The organism is Clostridium sp. AT4 (genome assembly GCF_001517625.2).
Lineage (GTDB): Bacteria > Bacillota > Clostridia > Lachnospirales > Lachnospiraceae > Enterocloster.
In genome coordinates this window covers 1,990,082-2,015,007 of record NZ_LN999828.1, presented here as the reverse complement: position 1 = coordinate 2,015,007, position 24,926 = coordinate 1,990,082, and the positions used below count along the sequence as shown (strand labels likewise).

The window sequence follows — 24,926 nt, the reverse complement described above, 5'->3', positions numbered from 1 at the left end:
TATGGAATTTAAATTATGTGATAACCCATGGGGATATGAGGAGATAGAAGCAATACAGAGGGTAATAAAGTCCAATATGTATACAATGGGGCAGGAAGTCAAAAGATACGAAGATGATTTTGCTGAAAAATTTGGTGTAAAGCACGCTGTAATGGTTAGTTCGGGGTCAACAGCGAATCTCCTTGCAATAGCGGCATTGGTTTACTCTAAGAGATTACCAAGGGGAAGTGAAGTTATTGTTCCAGCAGTTTCATGGAGTACGACATATGCTCCGTTGGAACAATTTGGTATGAAGGTAGTATTTGTTGATATAGATAAAGATACATTAAATATTGATCTGGATGCTTTGAAAAGAAATATAACAGAAAAGACCAAAATGATATTATTGGTTAATTTATTGGGTAATCCCAATGAATTTGAAGCCATAAAAGCAATGTGCGAGGGTAAAGATATTATAATAATGGAAGATAACTGTGAGTCGTTAGGAGCTACTTATAAGGGCAAACAGGCTGGAACATTTGGTGTGGTTGGAACATACTCTTCTTTCTATTCTCACCATATATGTACTATGGAGGGCGGAGTTGTAGTAACAGATGATCAGGAGCTATATGAATACATGCTGGCTGCCAGAGCGCATGGATGGACTAGAAATCTTCCAGATAATAGCAGTATATATGAAAAAAAGTCAGATCCTTTCTATGAAAGTTTTAACTTTATAATCCCTGGCTTCAATTTAAGACCATTAGAAATGGAAGGGGCAATTGGGCAGGAACAGCTTAAGAAGATGGATAGAATGATAAGTCAAAGAAGGAAAAATGCTGAGTATTTTAAAAGCAAAATGCAAAGATTTGAGGATATAAGGATTCAGAAAGAAATAGGAGAATCTTCTTGGTTTGGATTTGCATTGCTGCTTCAAGGAAAACTGAAAGGCCATAGAGATGAAATTGTCCATGCGCTTAGAGAGAATGGAATTGAGACAAGGCCGATCGTGGCAGGAAATTTCACTAGAAATAAAGTAATTGAATATATGGATTACAGCATACCAGAAAAATTAGCCCATGCTGATGATATTCATTTTAATGGATTTTTTATAGGAAATCATAGTTCTGATAATATAAAAGAAATAGATTATTTTATTGCAGTATTGGAGAAGGCAATAAAAGAAAGTGGAATTTATGAATAGACAGGATAGGATATATGTCGCTGGTCATACAGGTTTAGTTGGAAGCGGGATTGTTAACGAACTAAAGAGGCAGGGATATAATAATTTAATATTGTATACACACGATCAATTGGATTTGACTGTTCAGAGTGAAGTAGAGGATTTTTTTGAAAGAGAAAAGCCTGACTATGTGATAGTAGCAGCGGGACTAGTGGGAGGAATCAAAGCCAATAGTGAAAAGCCAGCAGATTTTTATTATGTCAATATGCAGATTGCTAACAATGTAATCTGGGCAAGTTTTAAATCCAAAGTTAAAAAATTATTGTATCTGGGAAGCGCTTGTATGTATCCAAGAGAGTGCGAACAGCCTATGAAAGAAGAAATGATCCTATCAGGTTATCCAGAGATAACAAATGAGGGATATGCCTTAGCTAAAATTGCTGGCTCGAGATTGTGTTCCTATCTTTACAGGCAATATGGTGTGGATTATATATCTGCAATCCCGGCTAATGCGTATGGGATAGGAGATTGTTTTGACCCAGACAAATCGCATGTTATTCCAGCACTTATTATGAAATATCAAAAAGCAAAAGATTGTAATGCGGATAAAGTTGTTTTATGGGGAACAGGAAGCGCAAAAAGAGAATTTATTAATACAAGAGACATAGCTTCAGCAAGCCTTTTTCTTATGAATTATTATTCAGGAGAGGAACCTATCAATATAGGTACAGGGGAAGAAGTTACAATAAAAGAATTATCAGAAACAGTAAGACAGGTGGTAGGATTTGAAGGGAAAATTGAATGTGACCCGAGCAAGCCGGATGGCATGCCCCGCAGAATTTTAGATTCAACAAGAATGCACAATTTGGGCTGGAAGGCATCAATATCACTTCGCGAAGGGCTTGAAGAACTGTATAGAGATTATATGAAGCAAAAGGATGGATGATATGCTAATACCAGAAGTGGGATTTGGAACTGCCGATCTAGCAGAGGAGGCAGAAGAAGCTGTATATATAGCACTGTCACAGGGATATAAACTAATTGATACAGCCAGAGCTTATGGCAGTGAACGCGCAGTGGGAAAGGCGCTTCAAAGAATTTATAGAGAGGGAATCCACAAAAGAGAAGATTATATCATACAGACAAAGCTATTGCCTGGAATTGTCTGTTATGAAGATGTATTAAGGGATTTTGAGCAATCGCTAAATGATCTAGGAACGGACTATGTGGATGTGTATTTTATACATTGGCCAGTGAACCGGGGAAGTGAAAAAACATATCATGATGAAAATGTCGAGATTTGGAAGGCATTTGAGCATTTATATGCATCTGGAAAAGTCAAAAGACTTGGTGTATGTAATTTTTTAGAGCGGCATCTTTCGGATATTTTGGATCATTGCAAAGTAAAGCCAACAGTCCATCAGCTGGAGATTCATCCGGGTTATCAACAGATAGGGTTGGTAGAGTATTCTCAGAAATTAGGTATGGATATAGAGGCATGGTCCCCTATGGGAAGAGGAGAGTTAAAAAACCAGCCATATATTGACATGGCTAAGCGTTATGGATGCAATATTGGACAGCTTGCATTAAAATGGAGCTTACAAAAGGGGTATATCCCATTGTCTCGATCAAAGACAAAAGAGCATATAACAAACAATCGGATATTAGATTTTACAATCTTGAAAGACGATATGGATGAAATTGATAAGCTCAATACGAATACGAATTATTTGGATATATGGAGTTATAAAAGACAGCAGATGTATTAGTGGTATTATGGTAAAAGGAGATATGTAGCATGAGAGTAGCAGATTACCTTGCAGAAAAGTTAAATAATGTTGGGATAGAGGAAGTGTTTATACTTACTGGAGGAGGATTAATGTTCCTGACTGATGGAATAGCATGTAATCAAGGGATCACACCTATACCATGCCTCCATGAGCAGGCAGCTTCTATGTCTGCTATCGCTTATGCACAGATGAGGGAGGGATATGGCTGCTGTTATGTTACTACTGGTTGCGGCGGTACAAATACGATAACCGGAGTTCTACATGCATGGCAGGATCATGTTCCCGTGATTTTTGTATCAGGCCAGTGTAATCGGCATGAAATGATGACGATTGCAAAGTCTAAAGTTAGGCAGATTGGTCTTCAGGAAGCAGATATAATTTCTATAGTGGCTTCTATAACAAAGTATGCGGTAACAATTATGGAGCCGGATGATGCAGTGTATTGTATAGAAAGGGCGTTATATGAAGCAAAGAATGGGAATCCAGGGCCTGTATGGTTGGACATCCCTATGGATGTCCAGGAAGCAGAAATAAATCCAGCTCAACTCCGACATTTTACACCAGATAAAAATCTAAAAACAGGATGTACGTTAGATGAGATAAGTTACGTAAAGAAGGTTCTAGAGGAAGCGGATAGACCTATTGTAATTGTCGGGCAGGGAGTCAGGCTTTCCGGCGCTGTCAAGGAATTAATTGAGTTTATAGATACTTATCAAATTCCTATGGTTGGAACACGTATGGGATGGGATATATATCCAAGAAATAAGGATCTCAATATAGGATTAGTAGATACAAGAGGAACCAGAGCTGGAAATTTTGCAGTACAGAATGCAGATACAGTAATCTGTATAGGAACTAGATTGTCTATGATGACAACAGGATATAATTATGAATTATTTCTAAGAGAAGCTAAAAATGTTGTTGTTGTTGATATAGATGAAGAAGAACATAAAAAAGGGACTGTACATATAGACAAGGTCATTAATGCAGACGCTAAAGATTTTCTTGTTTGTCTGAAAGATATAAAATTAAGAGACATTGGTGAATGGCGTGACAAATGTTTATATTGGAAAAGAAAGTGGCCTATGATCACTAAAGAACATGAAGATGACAGCAAGGGAATTAGCAAGTTTGCTTTTATAGGGGTATTGAATAAGTTTCTTAAGAAAGACAGTGTAGTCACTACTGATGCGGGTGCCACAACCGAGATTCCTATGCAGGCGCTCAACTTTACAGATAAAGGTCAGAGATATTTAGGTAGCGCGTCCCAATGTGAGATGGGATACTCTATTCCGGCAGCTATTGGCGCTTCCATAGGAAATGGAAGAAATGAGGTGTTATGTATAGTAGGAGATGGAAGCTTACAGCTGAATATACAAGAGCTGCAGACAATAGTGACACAGAGGCTGCCAATTAAAATTTTTGTATGGAACAATGGAGGGTATGGTACAATAAGGGGACATCAGAAAACAATATTTAAAGAGAGGTATGTGGGGGTAGATGCTGAGAGTGGTACAGCGTTACCTGACTTGAATAAGATAGCCGATGCTTATGGGATTGAATATAGATCTGCTGCAACATTAAAGGAATTGGATAAAGTAATGCAGGATATAATCGGAAAGGAAAGTGCTGTTATAGTAGATGTAAAGTGCTGGAAGGAAGAAGTTAACCCTATTGCGAAAGCTCAGGTAAGAATGAAAGATGGTAGCCGAGTTGCGATGCCATTAGAAGATATGGCGCCATTTATGAGCCGAGAAGAATTTAAAAAAGAAATGATTATTAAACCGGTTATATGGTGGGAAGAATAATAAATATGGGGATAAGATCATGAATACAAAAAGAAAAATATTAAACTTTATTCGTATATTTAGACCACTGTATGTTCCCATAAGTAATTTTATACGCAGGAAATTTGGAACACAAGGGTATGTTTTTGCAATATGTAAGTTTATAAGAAGACTTCCAAACGCATATTTTAGGGGGTATGTAAATAATTACAGAAACCCAGTTGAACATGATGAAGATAAGAAACCAAAACATACTATTATGAACATGCAAGTGCATGTTTTAGGAAATAAAAATAAGGGAAAAGTAATTATGCTTTTGGAAAATCAATCTCATCATGCTGGCTTTTGTGCTTTATGGGTATACTTTCTAAACCGACTTTCATTTTCAGATAGACATGGTTTTTATCATGTAATAGATTGGAATGAAAGTGAGTTTTATCAGGAAGATCATCCGGTCAATGGCTCTACAAGTATATTTGAGTATTACTTTGAGCAACCATCAGGAATAAGTCTTGAGGATGCTAGAAAAAGTAGTTTTGTGGTATATGATTGGAATAATCCAGAGTTTGGATATAATGATACATTTCATGTAGGAGATACCAACGATTATAAATTTACTGCAAAAGATATAGAACAGTTTGCTAAAATACAGCGAAAATATATACATCTTCATGCTGATATTGAAAAGAGCATAAAAGAGCAGATTCAGAAGCTGTTCCGCGGCAGCAATAATGTACTTGGGGTTCATGCCAGAGGGGCAGATACTAAGATTGGTTATAAGGGGCATCCCACAATTGTAACATCAGAAGACTATATTGACGAGACTCAAAAAATGATGAATAAAGTGAAGGCGGATTTTATATTTTTAGCTACGGATGATCAGGAGATGTTAGATCAGTTTAAAGCCGCCTTTGGAGATAAACTCATATATTATGATGATGTTATAAGGTCAACAGGAACAGTTATGAACTGTTTTATAGAAAAAGAAAGAGAAAATCATCATTATCTTCTTGGCTTAGAAATAATTAGAGATGTATATACACTTGCAGCATGTAATGGATTTGTCTGCGGAATGAGTTATGTTAGTTTTATTGTCCAGATTTTGAAGAGAGCAAATGGGCAGAAATTTACAAGTTTCTACAGAATATTTAAGGGGATTCAGGAAAATGGAGTAGATTTAAAGGATGCTAATGCCAGAAAAAAGATAAGCGAAAAGTGGAAAAGAGAATTGAAAATGGATAATGATGAACCGTTAACTAGTGACATTCATTCTGAGAAAAAATGAAAGGATAAAAATTAATTTATGAATAGGATACATATTTTAGATTGTACACTAAGAGATGGAGGGTACGTAAATAATTGGGAATTTGACCATGAAGTTGCAAACGGTGTTATTGATGGTTTGTATGAGAGTGGGGTACGCGTTATAGAAATAGGAATTATGGGAATTGGGGGAATAGTAGGGAAGAGTACAAAATTTGCTTCTTTTGCAGAAGCAGAGCCTCTTTTGAAAAATAGAAAAAAGGATTGTAAATATGCTATAATGCTGACTCAGGCAGATGCGAGTAAATTTGATATTCCAACAAGAAGTGAAAAAACAGTAGATATGATAAGGATTGCTTATTTCAAACCGGAACTTAAAGATGCAATCATATTTGCTGAATCCCTAAAACAGAAGGGGTACGAGGTCTTTCTGCAGGCAATGGCAACATTTATGTATTCAGATAAAGAGATGGGTGATATGATTGAAGAAATTAATAATATAAAGCCACAGGCATTTTATATTGTTGATAGCTTTAGTAATTTGTATCCTGAAGACATTAGACAAATGTCAGAGCGAGTGTTGGTAAAGTTGGATAAAGACATAGATTTTGGGTTACATGCCCATAATAATATCCAGATGGCATTTGCGAATGCAATAACATTCATGGACGCTGCGGCTGGAAGAGAAATTTATATTGATGGAAGTATATATGGAATGGGAAGAGGAGCGGGCAATGTGCCAGTAGAGCTTCTTATGGATTATCTCAATAAAAAAGGTCAGAAGTACAACTTGGAAATATTGCTTAAAACATATCAGGACTATATCCAGCCGATATTTGAGCAATATTTTTGGGGGTATACACATCCGTACTATCTGACAGCAAGTAAAGATATGAATTCTGTTTATAGTTGGTTTTTTATGAATCGTGGTATTCGTGATATAGTAAAATTGAATGCAGCTTTGGATATGATTCAAGACAATTCTAAGTATACTTTAATGAAGGTGGAAGCGGAGGAAATTGCAGAGAGAATAAAGGGTGAAATGGATGAATAAAGACATTAAGGCTTTAAGAAAATTCATATTAGATATAGCTTATTATGGAAAAGATGCAAATTTACAAAGCATTTTTTCATCAGTTGAAATATTATGGACCCTTTATTATGAGGTTATGAACTATGATATAGACAATATGAATGACCCAAATCGAGATGTATTTATTTTGAGTAAAGGGCAGTCAACGATGGGAGTTTTAGCTATTCTTGCCCAAAAAGGCTTTTTTGATAAAAAAGAGATTGAGAAAGCTTGCCAGTATAACTCTTTTATTAGTATGCAGGCAGATCGGACAAAAGTACCTGGATTTGAAGTTTCTGCCGGAAGTTTGGGACATGGATTCCCCATTGCATCAGGTGTAGCCTATGGAAAAAAAATACAGAGCTATGATGGGCATGTATATATTCTGGCAGGAGATGGTGAGATGAATGAGGGGACTATGTGGGAATCAGCATTATTCTGCGGCAGTGAAAAATTGAATAACCTCACATTGATCATTGATGATAATCATTCGATAGATGCTATGATAGATATAAGGAGTATGGAAGAAAAGCTAAAAGTTTTTGGATTTGAAGTGCTTTCCGTTCATGGACATGATACAAGTGAGCTTAAGAGAGCGCTGTTATATAGGAAAGATCGTCCGATAGCTGTGATCGCTGAAACAATAAGGGGGTATGGATCTTCTACGATCATGACAGATAATACATGGTTTCATAGAGCTCCGCTAGAAGAAGAATTGATTATACTGAAAAAGGAAATTGATGATTTTGAATAGAATAAATTCACCTTATAAAGTTATTAATTCGGAGGTTCACAATATAGGCAGGGTTACGGTAGTTAAGGATACGTTTTTGATTGATGGAAAGGAGTATCCTTATACTTATGTAATCAATAAGGATAGTGTATGTATTATTCCTGTGATAGAGGATCAAGTTGTGGTTATTGAGCAATACAGATATACATTAGACAAATGGCTTTTAGAATTTCCGGCAGGCGCTGTTGATGATGGTGAATCCAGCGAAGAAGCGGCTAAAAGAGAATTGAAAGAGGAAACAGGTTATATTTCAGAAGAACTTATATATTTAGGCGAATATTATATGAATCAAGGTATATCATCAGCAAAATGTGATCTTTTTTTTGCGAGATGTACGCACAAGGAACAGACAGCGCTGGAGAGAACAGAATTTATAAGAACTAAATTAATATCAGCAGAACAATTTGAAAAGCTGGTATACCATAATGATTTTAAATTGTTGATTGGAATTGTAGGTTGGAATAAGGCAAAATATATGGGATTGGTATAAAGGAGAAACGATAAGTGAGAAGATCAATGAAATCATGCGTTTCGGACATGATTGTTAACCATAGCAATACTATGCTTATACTTATTGATATAGGGGCATTTGGTTTTCGCGATTTTATGGAGAAATATCCAGATAGAGTAAAAAATATCGGTATATTTGAGGATGGTATAGTGGGGGTATCGGCTGGCCTGGCATTATCAGGTATGATACCTACTGTATATGGAATTACACCATTTATAGTCCAGCGTTCCTTGGAGCAGCTGAAATTGGATTATATATATCAAAATGTGGGTGGAAATTTTATAACGACAGGGGCAGCATATGATTTTTCAAAGCTGGGATACTCGCACTATTGTCCTGAAGATGTAGAAACCCTAAAGACTTTGCCGGGAATAGAGATACTTATACCTGGGACACCAAAACAATTTGAAGTTCTCTTTCGCCAATGTTGTATGAATGGAAAATTATCTTATTTTAGGATGGTTGACCATTGTAATAAAACTGAGGTGGATATAGAATACGGTAGGGCAGCAATATTGAAAAAAGGAAGTAAGGGGACAGTAATAGCTTTTGCAGATGTATTAGATGCAGCAATTGCTGCATGCAGCGATTTAGATGTTACTTTGCTTTATTATACAACAGCTGAACCATTTGATCTTGGAACTTTAAAGGATAATATTGAAAATAATAGGATCTTTCTGTGCGAACCATTTTATCAGGGAACATTTATGAAAGATATTTTACCCATTTTGTCAGAACGCAGGATTGCAATCGATGGGGTGGGAATTCCCAGACAAGTTATGCGTACTTATGGGACAAAACAGGATAAAGACAGGGAACTTGGATTAACAGCACAGAATATAAGATATAGATTACAGCAATTTTTGGAGAGAGAGATATGAATATAATTCTTCTATCAGGGGGATCGGGAAAGCGTTTGTGGCCACTGTCAAATGATATTAGGTCAAAACAGTTTATAAAATTGTTCAAAGCGGAAGATGGCGTTTATGAGTCAATGATTCAAAGAATTTACAGGCAGGTAAAACATATTGATTCACAAGCCGACATTACAGTGGCAACAGCAAAGTCTCAGGTATCTTCTATTATAAATCAATTAAGAGAGAATATAGGAATATCAGTAGAACCATGTAGAAGGGACACATTTCCGGCAATCGCACTTGCAGGAATGTATCTCTATGATATAAAACATGTAAATGAGAATGAGACAATAATCGTGTGTCCAGTGGATCCCTATGTAGGAGAGGAATATTTTGAATCATTTAAGGAATTGGATCAGATTGTTCAAAACACAGATACAAATCTGGTTTTGATGGGAATGGAGCCAACTTACCCAAGTGAAAAATATGGTTATATTATTCCAAGGTCAAAAGATAAGTTCAGTGATGTTGAAACATTTAAAGAGAAACCGGATGTGAAAACAGCAAAGAGTTATATAAAAAGAGGCGCTCTTTGGAATGGGGGAGTATTTGCCTTCAAACTCAAGTATATTGTAGATAAGGCTCATCAGTTATTAGATTTCAAAGATTATGAGGATCTTTATAAAAGTTATCATAAGCAAGAAAAAATTAGTTTTGATTATGCAGTAGCAGAAAAAGAACACAATATTAAGGTTATGCGGTATTCTGGAACATGGAAGGATTTGGGAACATGGAATACTTTAACAGAGGAAATGTCCGATCAAGTGATCGGAAAAGGTATTCTTAATGAAGAATGTGAGAATACAAATATTATAAACGAACTTAATGTCCCTATTTTATGCATGGGGCTTGACAATATTGTGGTCGCGGCGAGTAATGAGGGAATATTGGTATCAAAAAAAGAACAGTCCAGTTATATAAAACCTTTTGTGGATACAATTGATCAACAGATAATGTTTGCTGAGAAATCATGGGGATACTATAAAGTTATAGACTACACATCAGACAGCATAACTGTTAAAGTGACGTTAAATAAAAATTGTAATATGAATTATCACAGTCATGAGCATAGGGATGAAGTGTGGACTGTTGTTTCCGGCGAGGGAATTGCTGTTATAAATGAAAAAGAAATTGCATTGAAGTCTGGAATGGTAGTGAATCTTCCCTGTTTTTGCAGACATACTGTGATCGCAAAAACAAAATTGGAGATTGTGGAGATTCAAATGGGGCAAGGTATTACTGTACACGATAAAATAAAGTATGACTTTGATTATAAGAATATAACAGATAGGTGGGAGAGATAGGTTATGCATTAACTATTGATAAGCGTTATTGCGCCAGCATATAATTTGGAAGATTGTTTAGGACGTGCATTGGATTCATCAAGAAAAGGATAGTAGGATTATACCAATTCATATGAATCATCGCTCGAAGCCATCAGGAGTAAGAAAACGTAGTGCTTGAGATAGCGCAGGGAAAAGATATTCATTTTTGTGATGGTGATGATGCTGTTCCGGCAAAGTGTTATGAGACAATGCTTGAAATTGCAGAGTAAGCGCAAAATATTGCTACGCTGCCCATGAATCACGCTTGCACCAAAGTAAGCGCAAAATATTGCTACGCTGCCCATGAATCACGCTTGCACCAAAATGATAGATGCAAGCGTTTTGCTCTATGTTTCGTTTTGACAGTTCGCTTTCGCAGTCTCGCTCCATGGGGCAAGCTGTTCCAGCTGCTCATCTGACATTTTAGCGTCTGGTCGCTGTGATAAGAGGTATGTCAGATATTTGTAGGTATTCAGGTCATTCGCTTTTGCCATCTCAACCATTGTATACACAATAGCGCTAGAGGCAGCTCCCTTCGGACTGGCACTGAACAGCCAGTTTTTCCGCCCAACAGTGAATGGTCTGATTGCATTCTCGCTAAGATTATTGGATAAACTGCAATGACCGTCTTCCAGATAGGTCATCAGGGTGTCTTTCCGATTTTGGGCATAGTTCACCGCTTTCGCCAAACGGGTTCCCTTGTTTGGACGCTGTTGATCCAGCCAATTCCAGAATGCCTCCAGTATCGGCTTCTCCTTTTCAAGACGGAACTGTTTTCTCTGCTCCGCAGTATGATTTTTTGCTTTTGAGTACCGCTCACAATCAAACAGCTTGGAGCAGAATTGTACTCCCTGCACCGCCGGAAGGCTGTAATCATACTCCTTCCCTTTCGGTATGGCATCTGTGAAATAACGTCTCACATGTGCCCAGCAAGAGCAGCGTTTGATATCCGGCAGATTGTTATAACCCTGGTATCCGTCGGTCTCCAGATATCCACGGAACCCATTCAGGAAAGATGCTGCATGGAACTTTGCCCTTGTCTCTGTGTAATGATAGAGCAGGATCGGCGGAAGCCCATCTTCTCCACTGCGGAAGAGCCACATCCAGGAATCTGTTTCAGGATTGCGCTCCGGCTCATTCAGTACCTGAACTCGAGTTTCATCTGCCATCAGATATTTACGCATCCGTAACTGACGGTGAAAATAATCATAAACATGACAGAGGTAATTCTCGGCACAGTAAATGATCCAGTTAGCAAGCGTAGCCCGGCTTAATGGGACACCCAGCTGCGTCCATTCCGATTCTTGCCGGTTTAATGGCAGACCATTCTGGTACTTCTGGTGCATTGCCCATCCTACAACAGATTCCGATGCATAACTTTCCGGGATCAATGGGTCCTGAACAGGCGCTTTGACAAATGTCTGCTCATCCGGGTGTTCCTCTGATATGGCACACTCCGGGCATTTATAGGTTTCACGATAGATATTTACTACTTTCCCTTTGGCAGGGGTAAACCGGAATTCATGGCGGACGAATTCTTTCCCAATACATTCCATCTGCGTTCCGCAGGTTGGACAGTTTCGCTCCTCCTCCGGAAGAGAAATGATCTCGTCGCAGGAAGGGATATTTTTAAAGAGATCCGCATGTGTCCGTCGTGCTTTTCGCTTATGTTCCGGAACAGTGATGTCATCAGGAAGTTCCTGTTTCCATGTCGGATCTGCTTCCTGCTCGGCTTCATCAAAAAGATTCAGCTGACCATCGATATCTTTCCGTTTTTCACTGGAAGTACCAAAGAGCTTCTTCGTGAGATATTCAATCTGCTGACGAAGATTTTCTTTTTCCAGACGGCCTGCTTCCAATGTTTTTTGTAAAGACTGGATCAGTTCTGTCTGTGCGGAAATCGTTTTATTCAGTTGGTTGATCATGTCCTTGTACGCAAGGATTTTTGAATCTTTTGAATTACCAGCCATATGTTTTCTGCTCCTTTTTTACTGCTCTTATTATACCATAAAAAGCAATGAAAAAGAAGCAGGACACCCAGTATTTATAAGGGATTGCAGATATGATACAGGGTGTGGAAAGCTCTCCATTTTTGTTGGTTGGCATAGAGATTTTACACGATCATTCCGTAGGTTTGAATGCTTTTGGTTGTTCGATTTCAAGACCGGACATGAGCCAGTCGAATTGCTGCCAGGTCAGTTGCTTTACTTCCAACTGATTTCTGGGCCAGCGGAATCTGCCCTGGACTTCCATACGTTTATACAGCAACACAAATCCGTCCGATTCCCAGAGCAAAGCTTTGATCCTGTCACAACGTTTTCCACAGAAAAGATAAAGGGCGCTTCGCCTTGGCTCCATATGGAGTTGATCCTCTACAATAGCACACAGCCCGTCAATGGATTTCCGCATATCCGTTCTGCCTGTTACGATATAGATTTCATCGGCGGCTGTGATATCCCCTAACATTCCAACTCCTTCACAATGCGAAGTGTTTGAGCCAGAAGCTGAGGATCTGTTCCATTTGGTATTGTTAGATGAAAACTTCCTACAGACAGTTTCATTGGTTCTGTTACGGAAAGGTTATTTCTTTCCGTAGTTACTGGAATCACATTTAATGGCTGTTCATATGGGAGCGGGTCAGTATCATGAAAATCCACTCTGACAACTTCCTGGCTTTCCGGTGCACGATAGCTGCGTCCGGTTGACGCTGGCAAATCCATACAACCTTTCTGACGCAGCCTTTTTACCCAGTTGTAAAAAGTTCCCGGTTTGATGTCGTGTTCCACACACCATTGATGATCTGTCAATCCACTTTGACGGCATTCCATGATGAGACGGTATTGTTTTTCGGCAGGTATTCTTTTGCTTCTCATGAGCACACCTCCATAAATCGGATAGAATAAAATGCTCGCATCTATCATTTCTAGCAAGAGAAGATGAAGTGAAATGCTTGCATTCTCTAATGATTATTATGGGATAATTTTTAGGGCAACACAATCCGTCGAATTATTTTGCGCTTACGTTATTTCTTTCCGTAGTTACTGGAATCACATTTAATGGCTGTTCATATGGGAGCGGGTCAGTATCATGAAAATCCACTCTGACAACTTCCTGGCTTTCCGGTGCACGATAGCTGCGTCCGGTTGACGCTGGCAAATCCATACAACCTTTCTGACGTAAGCGTAGCAATATTTTGCGCTTACGATTCAACGATTTGTTTAATGGATTCAATAGAGATTTTTGAAGCAATACGTCCAAGATGATATGAGGCATCAGCTGGTTCCAAGATGCCATTCATAAAATTACTGTCGAATGCATCCATTGCTTCTTCAATGTCATAACCATTTGCAACATAGAGTTTGGTAAGCATTTCCATGAACTTAATGTGAATAGGGTTGAAAGAAAAGTCTTTTATGCGAATCTGTAATGCGAAATATTCATTTTTGGTAATTCTCTCGTCAAATAAAAAATCGCAGGGAATAATAGTTGTCTGGCATTTATCACCAACGCCTATAGAGATATATGGGATAATTTTATGATTTACAAGTGTATAAATTAAGGTACTTTTTCCAGAGGAAGTTGGACCAACTACAACAATGGATTGGGCAGACTTAAGTCTTTTGCATGCCTCTATCGGCATAAGTGATGCAATTTTCTGATCGTTCATAAAAAAACTCCTTATCAAAATCAGACATGATTTTAACAAGGAGGTAGGAAAAAATTTGTATGCACAAATAAATAATCTCTTGTCAGGTACTGGATAGAGGTAATGTTCCGCTATCTATGTACTGGGAATGACTTTGGCTCAACGTTTTCGTAGTTCGTCTCTTGCATAGCCATATCTGTATTGGACAGTATATACAAGGGGGGATATCTTGTCAAGTCTTTCGTACATTTGTTTTATTTGGTTTAGTCATCCTTTTCCGTGGTGATATATAATATTTGAGAGCAAGATCTTTTTACAGTCTGTTTCAGCAATATTTCAAAATATTTTGTTTTTATTAGGCAATAGTATATATGATTGGAAAAAAATGAATATCCCCCCAATTTCCCGTCCATACTCCCACTATCAACATGAAAGGACGTACACAAACATGAGGCTTCCAAGACATATCGGGATTATTCCCGACGGCAATCGCCGCTGGGCGGTGAGAGAGGGAATGGATAAGGCAGATGGCTACGATCACGGCATCGCTCCGGGAATGGAGCTGTTTCGGATGTGCCGGGAGCTGGGAGTGGAGGAAATGACGTTTTACGGCTTTACCGTGGACAACACAAAACGCCCTTCTGTCCAGCGCCGTGCATTTACAGCTGCCTGTATAGCAGCAGTAGCGGAGCTCTCAAAGGAGGATGCCAGTCTTTTAGTGCTGGGAAATACGAAGTCATCTGTATTTCCCAGAGAATTTCTGCCCTATACAACCCGCCGCAGCTTCGGAAAGGGAGGTATGAAGATCAATTTCCTTGTAAATTACAGCTGGGAATGGGATTTCGGCTTAAAGGACGGGCTGCTGGGAGAGAAGCTGAAAACCGCTGAAGTGTCCCGGATCGACCTGATTATACGCTGGGGCGGCAGGCGGCGGCTGTCAGGCTTTCTCCCTGTGCAGTCCGTGTATTCGGATATCTATGTAGTAGATGACTACTGGCCGGATTTTAAGCCTTCCCATGTGGAGGAGGCCCTTGAGTGGTATAGCAGGCAGGATGTAACGCTGGGAGGATAGGGAAGTTTCTCCGGCAAAGGAAACTAATACACCTCATACTGTGCCCGATTCGGCTGTTTCGTATCCCCGTTTTCATCCCACACGCCGTCTGTTCCGATCCAGTGATAGAGATCGGAGGATTTTGAACGGACGTAGCATTGGGAAACCATATATCCTGCGCCGTCAAAGAAGTACCATTTTCCATCAATCTGCCTCCAGGCCATCTGTGGGAAAGCGCCGTTTGGATACAGAAAGAGGTGTTTTCCATTTTCTTCCTTCCAGATGCCGTCGCTGTGGAACCAGGCTTCCTCTGGGGTGATGACAAGGGGCTCTGCATCGGAACACCAACCGCTGTTTTTCCTGTCTTTTCTGTTATATGCCCGGACACGGAAGGTATAGGAACCTTCATTGTTGATCCAATTTTCAAAGCTGCAGGAGGCAGCAGAGCTGGTAAGGGTGGTAAGAGTGCGTCTGTCCTTAAGAAGTTGTATTTCATACTGGTCTGCCCCATCTACCTCATCCCAGACGGCTGTATGACCGCTCCAGTCCGCTGTAAGGGGAGCAGGAATGGCCCCGTCGATTCTGGGCAGGCGGACATGAAGGATCAGAGTGCTTCCCTCGTCTTCTGTGCGGGCGCTCTGATACTGGACGCCGTCTCCGGAAAGATGGAAAAGGCTTCTGGCGGCAGTAGGGAAATAATACCCTTCATTTGCAGAAAGTTCCACTTCTCCCACAGGCCATTCTCCGTAGCTCCAGGTATCGTCATCCTTCAGATATCCGGAACCTTCCACGGTGAACTGGCTGCTGCTGGAAACGGCGGTCAGTTCTCCGACTTCTTTTCCGCCTTCAGGACTTTGATCGTAACTGAAAATAAGGGAAACATCGGTGATCCGTTCTTCTCCCATGGCAGTAAAGGACAGGCCCAGGGAAATAAGGGCAGCTGTGCAGAGGGTCTGCAGCGTATGTTTCTTCATAAGAATTCTCCTTTCCGGATATGCATTGCCCGGCACACAGGAAGAGCGCACGCTTTCCCCGCTGCCGGGCAATAACCACAGTATGTCATATTCACGAAGAGATCAGTCAAAAATAGAACCTACCAGCATTTTCAGCATGGATTCAGAGGTGCGGATCTTAAGCTGGTTTGCCCCGCAGCACTGGATGGTGGTAGCCATCAGGGTGTCCTTTAATTCCGGTTCACAGATGCTTACCATGTTGGCGCAGGATTCGATGATGGCGGTTAAACGGCCAGCTTTTTCGATAAAGCGGGAAATGTGCTCCTCTGTAAGCCACAGGGAAAATTCGGCAAGGGGTTCGCCGTTTAATTCATTCCACTCCGTTTTGGAAAATCCATAGGTTTCTTTGAGACTGTTCATCAGTTGATTGATATCCATTTCATACTCCTCATTTGTATAAGATCAGTCCCCTTAAGGGGCAGTATACAATAATATATGACATACGATGGGATATTTCAAGTGAAAACGGGCAAAAATTCAATGATTGTAAAGCTGTTTGATGATTTCTACGGTTCGGTCCATGCCCAGACGGCTTACATTTAAGAGCATCTGGTGGGAATCAATGGAACCCCATTTCTGGTGCGTGTAGTTTTCATAATAATGCTTTCTGCGCTTATCCGTGGAATGGATGGCATTTATGGCATCTTTTTCGGAGAAATGATACCGTTCCATGATCCGGTGGATCCGATCCTCCATATTGGCGCAGATAAACAGGTCGGTGACGTCATTTCTGGAGCGCAGGGCATAATTGCCGCAGCGTCCTACGATGACGCAGGGGCCTTTCCGGGCAAGCGTTTCAATGATGATCGTCTGGGTTACATAGGTACTGTCCGGCAGAGAAAGTCCGTATCCGGTGACGGAATTGGGTTCCCGCGGGACATGGTAATCAGCCAGAAATCCCATCAGGGCCGATTCGTCTACTTTTTCTACGCTTACTGATGCATGGCCCATTTTTTCTGCAGCCATTTCAACCAGCTCCCGGTCATAAAAGGGGATATTTAATTCTTTGGCGGTACGCATCGCAGCTTCCCGTCCGCCGCTTCCAAATTGCCGTGCAATGGTTATGATCTTACCGCTCATAGTACCGCTCCTTTCATTTTACTGCATCTGAAAAGTAAAAATGCACAATACAATGTTCTGTAAGTTCATTATACATTACATAACGTACAAAAGGAAGAGGAATTTTTGCGTCTATGTATGGTTACCATGGCCGGCGGGAACTTTGCAGGAAGCGTTTTCCTGTTTCTGCGCCTTCCGCTGTTCCCGCATCATTTCCCAGATGGTGTCATGCATCCATTTTACGGTATCGCTGAGAATTTTGTTTTCCGTATCTAACCGCATGATTTCCATATTCATTTCTGCAATGACTTCACGGCTGTTGTATTTCTTATGGGGAGCTGTTATGCGCTCCATCAGGGAAGGATTTTGCTTTAGAATTTCATTTCCAAGGTAATCATCGCGCTCCTGACAGCTCATATTCATAAACTCTTTGTAATGCATCCGCACCATATTCATAGTATCCTTTGAATTACATCTGGGACACTGGGGATGACGGGATGTCTGATAATATGCATAATATCCGCATTTGGGACAGTAAAAAGCAGCAAGCTCTCTCATTTATATAATCCTCCTACTACAAACTTGATCAGTCTATAATAAATAACGCATGAGAGCGGAAAATATACCGCTGTTTTTTAAAATATTTCAAAAAAAGCAAAATAAACAAAAAAAATGACGAATTTCTGGAAAATCAGACGTTCTGTTGAATAAGTTTAGCATTTATGGGCGAATTTGTAAAGAGGAGCTTAATGTAAAGGCCATATCAGGGACAGTTTGTATAAAAACTGATCTGATATGGCCTTTAAGGAAATATTTTTATTTTCCGCCCGTCACAGGGTGAACGGATGTGGGTGAGAGGCGGTGGGTTACTGGATGATGCCGCTGGTGTTTACGGTCCAGATGGTGTCATTTTCATCCTTGAAATCCTTATAACCTGCTCCAAGCTCAGGTTTTGCGTTGGATTTGGAGGAGGAGCCGGCTTTCTGGATAGCACCGTTGGTATTGATCAGATAGCGAGTACCGTCCAGATCAGCCGGAACCAGACGCAGGTCGGGATCAGCCTCCTGACGGAGTCCGTGAATGTAGAGGGTGTTATCCTTGATGCCGTGATATCCCTGTCCCTTTTTGGAGCCGTCGGTGTGGAAGTACCAGTTCTGGGTTTCGCCCAGGTCTTCGTCATAGATTGTCTGCTTCCCTGTTTTCATAGCGCCGTCTTCGCCGAAATAGAAGTTGGCAGAGGCGCCGTCGCCGATGTTTACAGACTGCTTTCCGGTCTGCATTTCGCCTTTTGTGTTAAAGGCGTACTTCTTGGAGTCGATGGAGAAGAGCTCCAGGCCGGACTGAGCGTGATGGGGAACGCCGTTTTTAAAGTAAAACTTGTAAACCTCGGCTTCCTCGCTGATGCCTTCAGCGCCTTCAATGGTTCTCCAGCCGGAGGCACGCTTTCCGTCCTCATCATAATACTGATAACCGGAAATAGAGGAGGCGTCGGCTTTGACAGCCTCGGAAGCGGTGGCGGCGTTTTCTGCTGCGGGAAGCTTAAACCAGCCGGTCTGCATCTTTCCGTCTACAAAGGTATAGTAATTGCCGTTTATTTTCTTATCAACCGCATGTTCGATGCGCTTTCCGCTGTTATCGAAGTAGTACCAGGATTCAATGATCTCCGGATCGTCTGTTTCATCTTCTAAAAGCACCCAGCCGGTCTTGCGGCTTCCATCTTCGCCCAGATAGTAATTGAAGCCGTCTACCTGAATGGAGCCGGTTTCCATGATGGAATCCTCGTTGAAATAATACCACTGTCCGTTAATGGAGGCCCAGGTGGAGGTTAAGGCTCTTCCGTCTCTTCCATAATAATAGTAGAGAAACTCCGGCTCATCCTGTTCAGACCAGTAATCTTCATTTTCTACGGAAATCCATTTCATAGTAACGCGTTTTCCGTCTTCATCTACATAGTATTCGTCAATCTGGGAGGATGTGGCTCTGATTCCGTCGGAATCCAGATAGTACCAGTCATCGCCGGATTTTTTCCAGGTGTCTGTAAGGGGCTCCCCATAGGAGTCATAGTAGTACCAGTTTCCGTTTTCCTGTGCCCAGCCAGCATTTTTGGCATATGCAGGAAAAGAAAGGGCTGCAGCAAGAGCTGCGGTGGATAATACAGCCAGAAGCTTTGTCTGTTTTTTCATAATAATAATTCTCTCCTTTTGAAATGTGTGTGTCGGCCGAAAATCCGTTGTTGCATTACGAGGCTCATTATAGCGGGTGAGCGGCCGGATTTCCAGTGAGGCTTACTGGAAGGAATGGAAGGACTTTCCCGGCAGCCGGGAACCCCTGCCAGGGAAAATGGTAGTAGGCTTTTTAATGGTTTTGTGATATACTCACCGTATGATGTTGGGGGCAGATGTGCTGTCCCCTTTGATATCGGATTGCGGTACGGCAAAGGAGAAGATATGAGAATAAAGGTTTCAAATTATATTTCGGAAATGCTTGTAAAGGCGGGAATCCGTCAGGCATTTATGGTAACAGGCGGCGGAGCGATGCATCTGGACGATGCCCTGGGCCATCAGGAAGGGCTTTGCTGCATCTATGATCACCATGAGCAGGCCTGCGCTATAGCGGCAGAGGCCTACGCACGGATTCACAATGAGATTGCCGCTTTGTGCGTTACCACAGGTCCCGGCGGCACCAATGCGATTACAGGCGTATTAGGAGGGTGGCTGGATTCCATTCCCATGCTGGTTCTCTCCGGTCAGGTGCGCTACGATACCACAGCCAGATGGTCCGGTCTGGGAATCCGGGCAATGGGAGATCAGGAGTTTGATATCTGTAAGTCCATTGACTGCATGACAAAGTATTCGGAAATGGTGATCGATCCCATGAGAATCCGGTATTGTCTGGAAAAAGCCCTGTATCTGGCAAAGTCCGGCCGTCCCGGACCCTGCTGGCTGGATATTCCGCTGAATGTCCAGGGGGCTTTTGTGGAAACGGAGGATCTGGAGGGCTTTGATCCGGAGGATTATGAAAATGGCGGAACCGGCTGGGGGACAATGGGAAATATCCATGCTATTCCTGAGGATGAGGCCGGAAAGGGCGAGAAGCGTCAGCTGCTTCCGGGCAAGGTGAGCAGGGAAACGGCTGATCTGATCCTTTCAAAGATCCGGGCTGCAAAGCGTCCGGTGATCAATGCGGGAAACGGCATCCGCATCGCCGGAGCCCATGATGTGTTTATGCGGGTGGCAGAGAAGCTTGGTATTCCCGTGATTACAGGCTGGGACAGTGAGGACTGCATCTGGGATGAGCATCCGCTGTATACAGGACGGGCCGGCAATATGGGCGACCGGGCTGGAAACTTTGCCATTCAGAACAGCGATCTGGTGCTGTCTGTGGGAAGCCGTCTGAGTATCCGGCAGGTGGGCTACAATTATAAGACCTGGGCCAGAGCCGCCTTTGTGATCGCAAATGATATTGACAGTGAAGAATTAAAGAAGCCTTCGGTGCATGCAGATCTGGCGGTTCATGCAGATGCGAAGGATCTTCTGGAGCAGCTGGACGGAGCGTTGGATGAAATTCTGGAAAAAGAAGGAAACCAGCTGGCTGAAAGCCTGAGCAAAAAGGGAGAAAAGCAGCTCTTTGACGGCGGAGAAGGTCTTCCGGGCATGAGCTGGAGCGAGACCTGCAGGATGTGGAAGGAAACCTATCCGGTGGTACAGGAAAAACACTGGAATTTCACCGATCAGGAGCCGGCTAATGTCTATGCGGCCATCCAGGCCATCAGCAGCCGCTTAAAGGAAGACCAGATTACGGTAGTGGGAAATGGTTCTGCCTGCGTGGTAGGCGGTCATGCGTATGTGATCAAGAAGGGACAGCGGTTTATCACCAATTCTGCCGTAGCAGCCATGGGCTATGATCTGCCTGCCGCTATTGGCGCCTGGACTGCCTCCAGAGACAGCCGCTGCTACAGCCAGGGAAGGGATCGTTCCGGAGAGGATCTGATCCTTGTAACGGGTGATGGAAGCATCCAGATGAACCTTCAGGAGCTTCAGACCATCATTCACCATAAAATGGGAATTAAAATATTCTTAATCAATAACGGCGGCTATCATTCCATCCGCCAGACCCAGAAGAATTTCTTCGGAGAGCCTTTGATCGGCATCGGAGTGGACAGCGGGGATTTAAGCTTCCCGAATATGGAAAAACTGGCATGTGCCTACGGATATCCTTATATAAAGGCAGAGCACAACAGTGAGCTTGCAAAAGCAGTGGAGCAGACGCTGGCTGCCGAAGGCCCGGTGATCTGCGAGATCTTTGTATCCATGGATCAGAACTTTGAGCCAAAGTCCTCAGCCAAGAGGCTGCCGGACGGAACTCTGGTATCTCCGCCTTTGGAGGATCTGGCTCCCTTCCTTCCTGAGGAGGAGATGGATCGGAATATGATCATTCCTAGAATCAGGGAATAATTCCCGGTTGGGAGAACCGGCAGAACAACAGACAGAAAAGGAGACAGCCATATGGCAGTGATCGTCACAGGAGCTACCAGCTTTATCGGAAGGGCTGTAGTGGAGGAACTTTTAAAACAGGGACAGAAGGTGTATGCTGTGGCACGGCCCGGTTCAGCGGGCCTGTCCTTTTTAAAGGCGCTGCCTCTTAATGGACAGGAAGGCCGGAGAGAGGGGGCTGTGGGAAGCGTAAGGATTCTGGAATGTAATTTAAACGAGATAGAACGCCTGAAGGAGATGGATATCACAGACGCCTCTGCCTGGCTGCATCTTGGCTGGGAGGGAGCGGGAAGCGCCAACCGGCAGGATCCGGCTCTTCAGGCGAAAAACATCGGCTATGCGCTTTCGGCTGTCAGAACAGCAGGAGCCCTTGGCTGCAGCCGGTTCCTTTTTTCAGGCTCTCAGGCGGAGTACGGGATCTGCGATTCTCCCATGAGGGAGGATCAGCCCTGCCATCCGGTATCTGAGTACGGCAAGGATAAGGTGCTGGTCTGCCGACAGGCCGGGGAACTGGCCGGCCAGCTTCACATGGATTATATCCATACCCGTATTTTCAGCGTCTATGGCCCGGGAGATCACCCATGGTCTTTGATTTCCACCTGCATTGACACCTTTTTAAAGGGAGGCCATATGGAAATGGGACCCTGTACCCAGCAGTGGAATTTCCTCTATGTGACCGAGGCCGCAGAGCTGCTGGTAAAACTTCTTCTTGGCAAAGCACCGGCCGGCGTGTATAATGTGGCGGGGGAAGATACCCGCCCGCTGCGGGATTATATAGAAGAGCTGCACCGGCTCTGCGGCAGTCTGGGAAGCTATCATTTCGGAGACAGGCCGCCCAATGCGGAGGGCATGGTATCGCTGATGCCGGAATTGACGAAATTAAAGGCAGCAGTGGGCTTTACCCAGCAGATTCCTTTTTCGGAGGGGATCCGCCGGATGGTACAGGAGAAAAAAGGAGAAATTTAGATGAAACGTTGTATTGCCTGCGGTGCTCCTTTATGGGAGACGCCGCTTCTTACGCTGGACAATATGCCGGCTTCCGCCCAGCATATGCCGGATAAAGATCATGTAGATGAGGATCAGGGGCTTACTCTGGATCTCTGCCAGTGCATGGGCTGCGGCCTGGTGCAGTTTGACTGCGAGCCGGTGGATTATTACCGGGATGTGATCCGCGCCGGAGGATATTCCACCACTATGGCGGAGCTGCGCAGAAAACAGTACAGGCACCTGATCGAAACTTACCATTTAGAAGGAAAGCGGTTTATCGAGGTAGGCTGCGGACAGGGAGAATTTTTAAAGGTATTAGAGGAATTTCCGGTAGAGGGTCACGGGATTGAGCATGATCCGGCGCTGGTTAAGCTTGCCAGGGCTCAGGGCCTTGCAGTGGAGCAGGGATTTACAGAACATGCGGATACGGTGATCCCAGGCGGCTTTTATGATGTATTTTTATCTTTTAATTTTCTGGAGCATCAGCCGGATCCGGCAGGGATGCTGCGCTGTATTTACAATAATCTGGAAGATGACGGGATGGGACTTCTTACCGTTCCAAGCTTTGAGTATATTATGGATCACAGCAGCTATTATGAGCTGATCCGGGATCACATTGCCTACTATACCTTTGATACGCTGACTTCCCTGCTGGATCGTACGGGCTTTGTGGTAGAGGAAGCAGAGGTGATAAACAGGGATACGCTTGCCGTTATTGTGCGCAAGCGTCCCCAGATGGAAACAGGCAATCTGCTGGACTGCTATGTGAATCTGCGCCGGGAGATGGATACCTATATGAAGTATCTGGATGCCTGGAAGAAAAAAGCAGCCATCTGGGGAGCCAGTCATCAGGGCTTTACGCTGGCAGCTACAACCAGCCTTGGAAAGAAGGCAGAGTATATCATTGATTCCGCTCCCTTTAAACAGGGAAAATTTGCTCCGGCCTCCCATCTTCCCATCGTAGCCCCGTCCTATTTTGAGGAGCATCCGGTGGACGCCGTCATTATCACTGCTCCCGGCTATACGGATGAGATTGCGGCCCTGATCCGGGAGAAATTTGGTCCTGAGGTGGAGATCCGGGCCATGCGTTCCAATCATCTGGAAATGCTCTAGGAGGACAGCTTATGAGAATCGTTATCACAGGGGCAACCGGCTTTATCGGCAGTTACCTTGCGGCCCTGTTTTTGAGAGAAGGGGCAGAGGTTTTTGCCCTGTCCCGTCCGGATTCCCCTAATCTTAAGGCGCTTCCGGTTCACGAAAACCTGCACATCGTTCCCTGGTCCATGGACCGGGCCGGAGACTGTGTTTCACAGATTGGTTCTGCAGACGCATTTTTCCATTTTGCCTGGGGCGGTGTAAACCGTCAGGAGATTGATTCTCCGGAAGTTCAGGCCAAAAATGTGGCAGGTTCTCTGGAATGTATCCGGGCTGCAAAGGCTCTTTCCTGCTCTGTTTTTATGGATGCAGGCTCCCGGGTGGAGTATGGACTTACGGACGGAATCATGTCTGAGGACAGGGAATGCGCCCCCATTAACCAGTATGGAAAGGCCAAGTGGGAATTTTACCAGAAGGCGGCTCCTCTGTGCAAAGAGCTGGGGCTTCACTATTTCCATCTGCGGTTTTTCAGCGTCTACGGCCCCGGGGATCACCCCTGGTCGATCATCTCCACTCTGGTGCGGGAGCTGCCCCAGGGAAAGAGCGTTTCCCTAAGCGCCTGCCTTCATCAGTGGAACTTTATGTATATAGAAGACGCAGTTCAGGCAGTATATGAATTGTACCGCCATCTTCCGTCTGAAAAGGACAGCCCGAAAATCAGCGAGATTGTCAATGTTGCCAGCAGGGATACGCGGGTATTGCGCTCCTTTGTGGAGGAGGTCTGGAAAGAGGCGGGAGGAAGAGGAAGTCTGGAATACGGCTCCTTTGTTCAGGCAAAGGAAGGGGCCCTGTCTGTGCGGCCTTCCGTAGAGAAGCTGGCGGCCTTGACCGGAGGCTTTAAGGAAGCGTATTCCTTTTCCCAGGGCATCCGCCAGATGCTCCCATAAACCATTACAAGATTA

General features: G+C 43.1%; 24 protein-coding genes. 15 read left to right on the top strand and 9 right to left on the bottom strand.

The genetic code is table 11. The features are described from left to right. The first annotated feature begins 1 nt into the window (after position 1). From BN3656_RS15800 to BN3656_RS15755, 10 genes are read left to right on the top strand one after another with little or no spacing between them, the layout of a single operon-like run. Entirely contained in the window at positions 2–1,183 is a 1,182-nt protein-coding gene (locus BN3656_RS15800) for a DegT/DnrJ/EryC1/StrS family aminotransferase (RefSeq protein ID WP_066550234.1), read from the top strand. Continuing rightward, positions 1,176–2,108, top strand: a complete 933-nt coding sequence (locus BN3656_RS15795) for a GDP-L-fucose synthase (RefSeq protein WP_066550232.1) — start codon at positions 1,176–1,178, stop codon at positions 2,106–2,108. The genes BN3656_RS15800 and BN3656_RS15795 overlap by 8 nt, the downstream gene beginning before the upstream one ends. A gap of 1 nt (position 2,109) precedes the next feature. Continuing rightward, complete coding sequence (locus tag BN3656_RS15790) at positions 2,110–2,931, top strand: aldo/keto reductase (RefSeq protein ID WP_066550228.1); 822 nt, start codon at positions 2,110–2,112, stop codon at positions 2,929–2,931. A 29-nt stretch (positions 2,932–2,960) separates the two neighbouring features. Next, positions 2,961–4,760: a thiamine pyrophosphate-binding protein gene (locus BN3656_RS15785; protein ID WP_066550227.1), complete on the top strand. Its 1,800-nt coding sequence runs from the start codon at positions 2,961–2,963 to the stop codon at positions 4,758–4,760. Positions 4,761–4,779: 19 nt separating this feature from the next. Then, positions 4,780–6,024 carry an O-fucosyltransferase family protein gene (locus tag BN3656_RS15780; RefSeq protein ID WP_066550226.1) on the top strand — a complete coding sequence of 415 codons (1,245 nt, stop codon included), beginning with the start codon at positions 4,780–4,782 and terminating at the stop codon, positions 6,022–6,024. A gap of 18 nt (positions 6,025–6,042) precedes the next feature. After that, entirely contained in the window at positions 6,043–7,056 is a 1,014-nt protein-coding gene (locus BN3656_RS15775) for an aldolase catalytic domain-containing protein (RefSeq protein ID WP_066550223.1), read from the top strand. After that, a complete protein-coding gene (locus tag BN3656_RS15770) occupies positions 7,049–7,828 on the top strand; it encodes a hypothetical protein (RefSeq protein ID WP_066550219.1) in 780 nt (259 codons plus the stop codon). The genes BN3656_RS15775 and BN3656_RS15770 overlap by 8 nt, the downstream gene beginning before the upstream one ends. Continuing rightward, a complete protein-coding gene (locus BN3656_RS15765; protein ID WP_167544891.1) occupies positions 7,821–8,357 on the top strand; it encodes an NUDIX hydrolase in 537 nt (178 codons plus the stop codon). The genes BN3656_RS15770 and BN3656_RS15765 overlap by 8 nt, the downstream gene beginning before the upstream one ends. 14 nt (positions 8,358–8,371) lie before the next feature. Further along, positions 8,372–9,259, top strand: a complete 888-nt coding sequence (locus BN3656_RS15760; protein ID WP_242963025.1) for an alpha-ketoacid dehydrogenase subunit beta — start codon at positions 8,372–8,374, stop codon at positions 9,257–9,259. Beyond that, positions 9,256–10,599, top strand: a complete 1,344-nt coding sequence (locus tag BN3656_RS15755; protein ID WP_066550213.1) for a sugar phosphate nucleotidyltransferase — start codon at positions 9,256–9,258, stop codon at positions 10,597–10,599. The genes BN3656_RS15760 and BN3656_RS15755 overlap by 4 nt, the downstream gene beginning before the upstream one ends. A 368-nt stretch (positions 10,600–10,967) precedes the next feature. Here the strand turns inward: BN3656_RS15755 and BN3656_RS15750 are convergent, their stop codons facing one another. From BN3656_RS15750 to BN3656_RS15730, 4 genes are all read right to left on the bottom strand, one after another. Beyond that, positions 10,968–12,590: an IS66-like element ISRgn2 family transposase gene (locus BN3656_RS15750; RefSeq protein WP_066550211.1), complete on the bottom strand. Its 1,623-nt coding sequence runs from the start codon at positions 12,588–12,590 to the stop codon at positions 10,968–10,970. Positions 12,591–12,741: 151 nt separating this feature from the next. Next, positions 12,742–13,086: an IS66 family insertion sequence element accessory protein TnpB gene (gene tnpB, locus BN3656_RS15745; protein ID WP_066546197.1), complete on the bottom strand. Its 345-nt coding sequence runs from the start codon at positions 13,084–13,086 to the stop codon at positions 12,742–12,744. After that, entirely contained in the window at positions 13,080–13,493 is a 414-nt protein-coding gene (locus BN3656_RS15740; protein ID WP_179297095.1) for a transposase, read from the bottom strand. Before BN3656_RS15740 ends, tnpB begins: the two co-directional genes overlap by 7 nt. 326 nt (positions 13,494–13,819) lie before the next feature. After that, complete coding sequence (locus tag BN3656_RS15730; protein ID WP_066550201.1) at positions 13,820–14,287, bottom strand: hypothetical protein; 468 nt, start codon at positions 14,285–14,287, stop codon at positions 13,820–13,822. Between the two features lie 427 nt (positions 14,288–14,714). Here BN3656_RS15730 and BN3656_RS15725 point away from each other — a divergent pair, with 427 nt between their 5' ends. After that, entirely contained in the window at positions 14,715–15,338 is a 624-nt protein-coding gene (locus BN3656_RS15725) for an undecaprenyl diphosphate synthase family protein (RefSeq protein ID WP_066550196.1), read from the top strand. A gap of 23 nt (positions 15,339–15,361) precedes the next feature. Here the strand turns inward: BN3656_RS15725 and BN3656_RS15720 are convergent, their stop codons facing one another. From BN3656_RS15720 to BN3656_RS15700, 5 genes are all read right to left on the bottom strand, one after another. After that, complete coding sequence (locus BN3656_RS15720) at positions 15,362–16,291, bottom strand: hypothetical protein (protein WP_066550194.1); 930 nt, start codon at positions 16,289–16,291, stop codon at positions 15,362–15,364. A gap of 102 nt (positions 16,292–16,393) precedes the next feature. Next, the gene (locus BN3656_RS15715) at positions 16,394–16,708 is read right to left on the bottom strand and encodes a hypothetical protein (RefSeq protein WP_066550191.1); all 315 of its coding nucleotides are present in this window, start codon (positions 16,706–16,708) and stop codon (positions 16,394–16,396) included. A gap of 99 nt (positions 16,709–16,807) precedes the next feature. Beyond that, on the bottom strand, positions 16,808–17,410 hold the full coding sequence (locus tag BN3656_RS15710) for a cytidylate kinase-like family protein (RefSeq protein WP_066550188.1): 603 nt from the start codon (positions 17,408–17,410) through the stop codon (positions 16,808–16,810). A 111-nt stretch (positions 17,411–17,521) separates the two neighbouring features. Further along, the gene (locus BN3656_RS15705) at positions 17,522–17,947 is read right to left on the bottom strand and encodes a hypothetical protein (RefSeq protein ID WP_066550185.1); all 426 of its coding nucleotides are present in this window, start codon (positions 17,945–17,947) and stop codon (positions 17,522–17,524) included. Positions 17,948–18,255: 308 nt separating this feature from the next. After that, entirely contained in the window at positions 18,256–19,572 is a 1,317-nt protein-coding gene (locus BN3656_RS15700; RefSeq protein ID WP_066550182.1) for a cell wall-binding protein, read from the bottom strand. A gap of 264 nt (positions 19,573–19,836) precedes the next feature. Between BN3656_RS15700 and BN3656_RS15695 the strand changes: the two genes are divergently transcribed. Genes BN3656_RS15695 through BN3656_RS15680 form a run of 4 tightly spaced genes read left to right on the top strand, consistent with a single transcriptional unit; the run spans position 19,837 to position 24,911 of the window. Then, positions 19,837–21,843: a thiamine pyrophosphate-binding protein gene (locus BN3656_RS15695; RefSeq protein ID WP_066550179.1), complete on the top strand. Its 2,007-nt coding sequence runs from the start codon at positions 19,837–19,839 to the stop codon at positions 21,841–21,843. A 51-nt stretch (positions 21,844–21,894) separates the two neighbouring features. After that, entirely contained in the window at positions 21,895–22,848 is a 954-nt protein-coding gene (locus BN3656_RS15690) for an NAD(P)-dependent oxidoreductase (protein WP_066550177.1), read from the top strand. Then, complete coding sequence (locus BN3656_RS15685) at positions 22,849–23,982, top strand: class I SAM-dependent methyltransferase (protein WP_066550174.1); 1,134 nt, start codon at positions 22,849–22,851, stop codon at positions 23,980–23,982. It abuts the gene before it with no gap. Positions 23,983–23,993: 11 nt separating this feature from the next. After that, a complete protein-coding gene (locus BN3656_RS15680; protein ID WP_066550171.1) occupies positions 23,994–24,911 on the top strand; it encodes an NAD(P)-dependent oxidoreductase in 918 nt (305 codons plus the stop codon). The last annotated feature ends 15 nt before the right edge of the window (positions 24,912–24,926 follow it).

Excerpts from the sequence above, each read along its gene's own strand:
- BN3656_RS15740 (WP_179297095.1), bottom strand. The coding sequence starts at position 13,493 with ATGAGAAGCAAAAGAATACCTGCCGAAAAACAATACCGTCTCATCATG.
- BN3656_RS15720 (WP_066550194.1), bottom strand. The coding sequence starts at position 16,291 with ATGAAGAAACATACGCTGCAGACCCTCTGCACAGCTGCCCTTATTTCC.
- BN3656_RS15710 (WP_066550188.1), bottom strand. The coding sequence starts at position 17,410 with ATGAGCGGTAAGATCATAACCATTGCACGGCAATTTGGAAGCGGCGGA.
- BN3656_RS15785 (WP_066550227.1), top strand. The coding sequence starts at position 2,961 with ATGAGAGTAGCAGATTACCTTGCAGAAAAGTTAAATAATGTTGGGATA.
- BN3656_RS15690 (WP_066550177.1), top strand. The coding sequence starts at position 21,895 with ATGGCAGTGATCGTCACAGGAGCTACCAGCTTTATCGGAAGGGCTGTA.
- BN3656_RS15685 (WP_066550174.1), top strand. The coding sequence starts at position 22,849 with ATGAAACGTTGTATTGCCTGCGGTGCTCCTTTATGGGAGACGCCGCTT.
- BN3656_RS15770 (WP_066550219.1), top strand. The coding sequence starts at position 7,049 with ATGAATAAAGACATTAAGGCTTTAAGAAAATTCATATTAGATATAGCT.
- BN3656_RS15755 (WP_066550213.1), top strand. The coding sequence starts at position 9,256 with ATGAATATAATTCTTCTATCAGGGGGATCGGGAAAGCGTTTGTGGCCA.
- BN3656_RS15680 (WP_066550171.1), top strand. The coding sequence starts at position 23,994 with ATGAGAATCGTTATCACAGGGGCAACCGGCTTTATCGGCAGTTACCTT.
- BN3656_RS15780 (WP_066550226.1), top strand. The coding sequence starts at position 4,780 with ATGAATACAAAAAGAAAAATATTAAACTTTATTCGTATATTTAGACCA.
- BN3656_RS15705 (WP_066550185.1), bottom strand. The coding sequence starts at position 17,947 with ATGAGAGAGCTTGCTGCTTTTTACTGTCCCAAATGCGGATATTATGCA.
- BN3656_RS15790 (WP_066550228.1), top strand. The coding sequence starts at position 2,110 with ATGCTAATACCAGAAGTGGGATTTGGAACTGCCGATCTAGCAGAGGAG.
- tnpB (WP_066546197.1), bottom strand. The coding sequence starts at position 13,086 with ATGTTAGGGGATATCACAGCCGCCGATGAAATCTATATCGTAACAGGC.
- BN3656_RS15700 (WP_066550182.1), bottom strand. The coding sequence starts at position 19,572 with ATGAAAAAACAGACAAAGCTTCTGGCTGTATTATCCACCGCAGCTCTT.
- BN3656_RS15775 (WP_066550223.1), top strand. The coding sequence starts at position 6,043 with ATGAATAGGATACATATTTTAGATTGTACACTAAGAGATGGAGGGTAC.
- BN3656_RS15800 (WP_066550234.1), top strand. The coding sequence starts at position 2 with ATGGAATTTAAATTATGTGATAACCCATGGGGATATGAGGAGATAGAA.
- BN3656_RS15750 (WP_066550211.1), bottom strand. The coding sequence starts at position 12,590 with ATGGCTGGTAATTCAAAAGATTCAAAAATCCTTGCGTACAAGGACATG.
- BN3656_RS15730 (WP_066550201.1), bottom strand. The coding sequence starts at position 14,287 with ATGAACGATCAGAAAATTGCATCACTTATGCCGATAGAGGCATGCAAA.
- BN3656_RS15695 (WP_066550179.1), top strand. The coding sequence starts at position 19,837 with ATGAGAATAAAGGTTTCAAATTATATTTCGGAAATGCTTGTAAAGGCG.
- BN3656_RS15725 (WP_066550196.1), top strand. The coding sequence starts at position 14,715 with ATGAGGCTTCCAAGACATATCGGGATTATTCCCGACGGCAATCGCCGC.
- BN3656_RS15715 (WP_066550191.1), bottom strand. The coding sequence starts at position 16,708 with ATGGATATCAATCAACTGATGAACAGTCTCAAAGAAACCTATGGATTT.
- BN3656_RS15795 (WP_066550232.1), top strand. The coding sequence starts at position 1,176 with ATGAATAGACAGGATAGGATATATGTCGCTGGTCATACAGGTTTAGTT.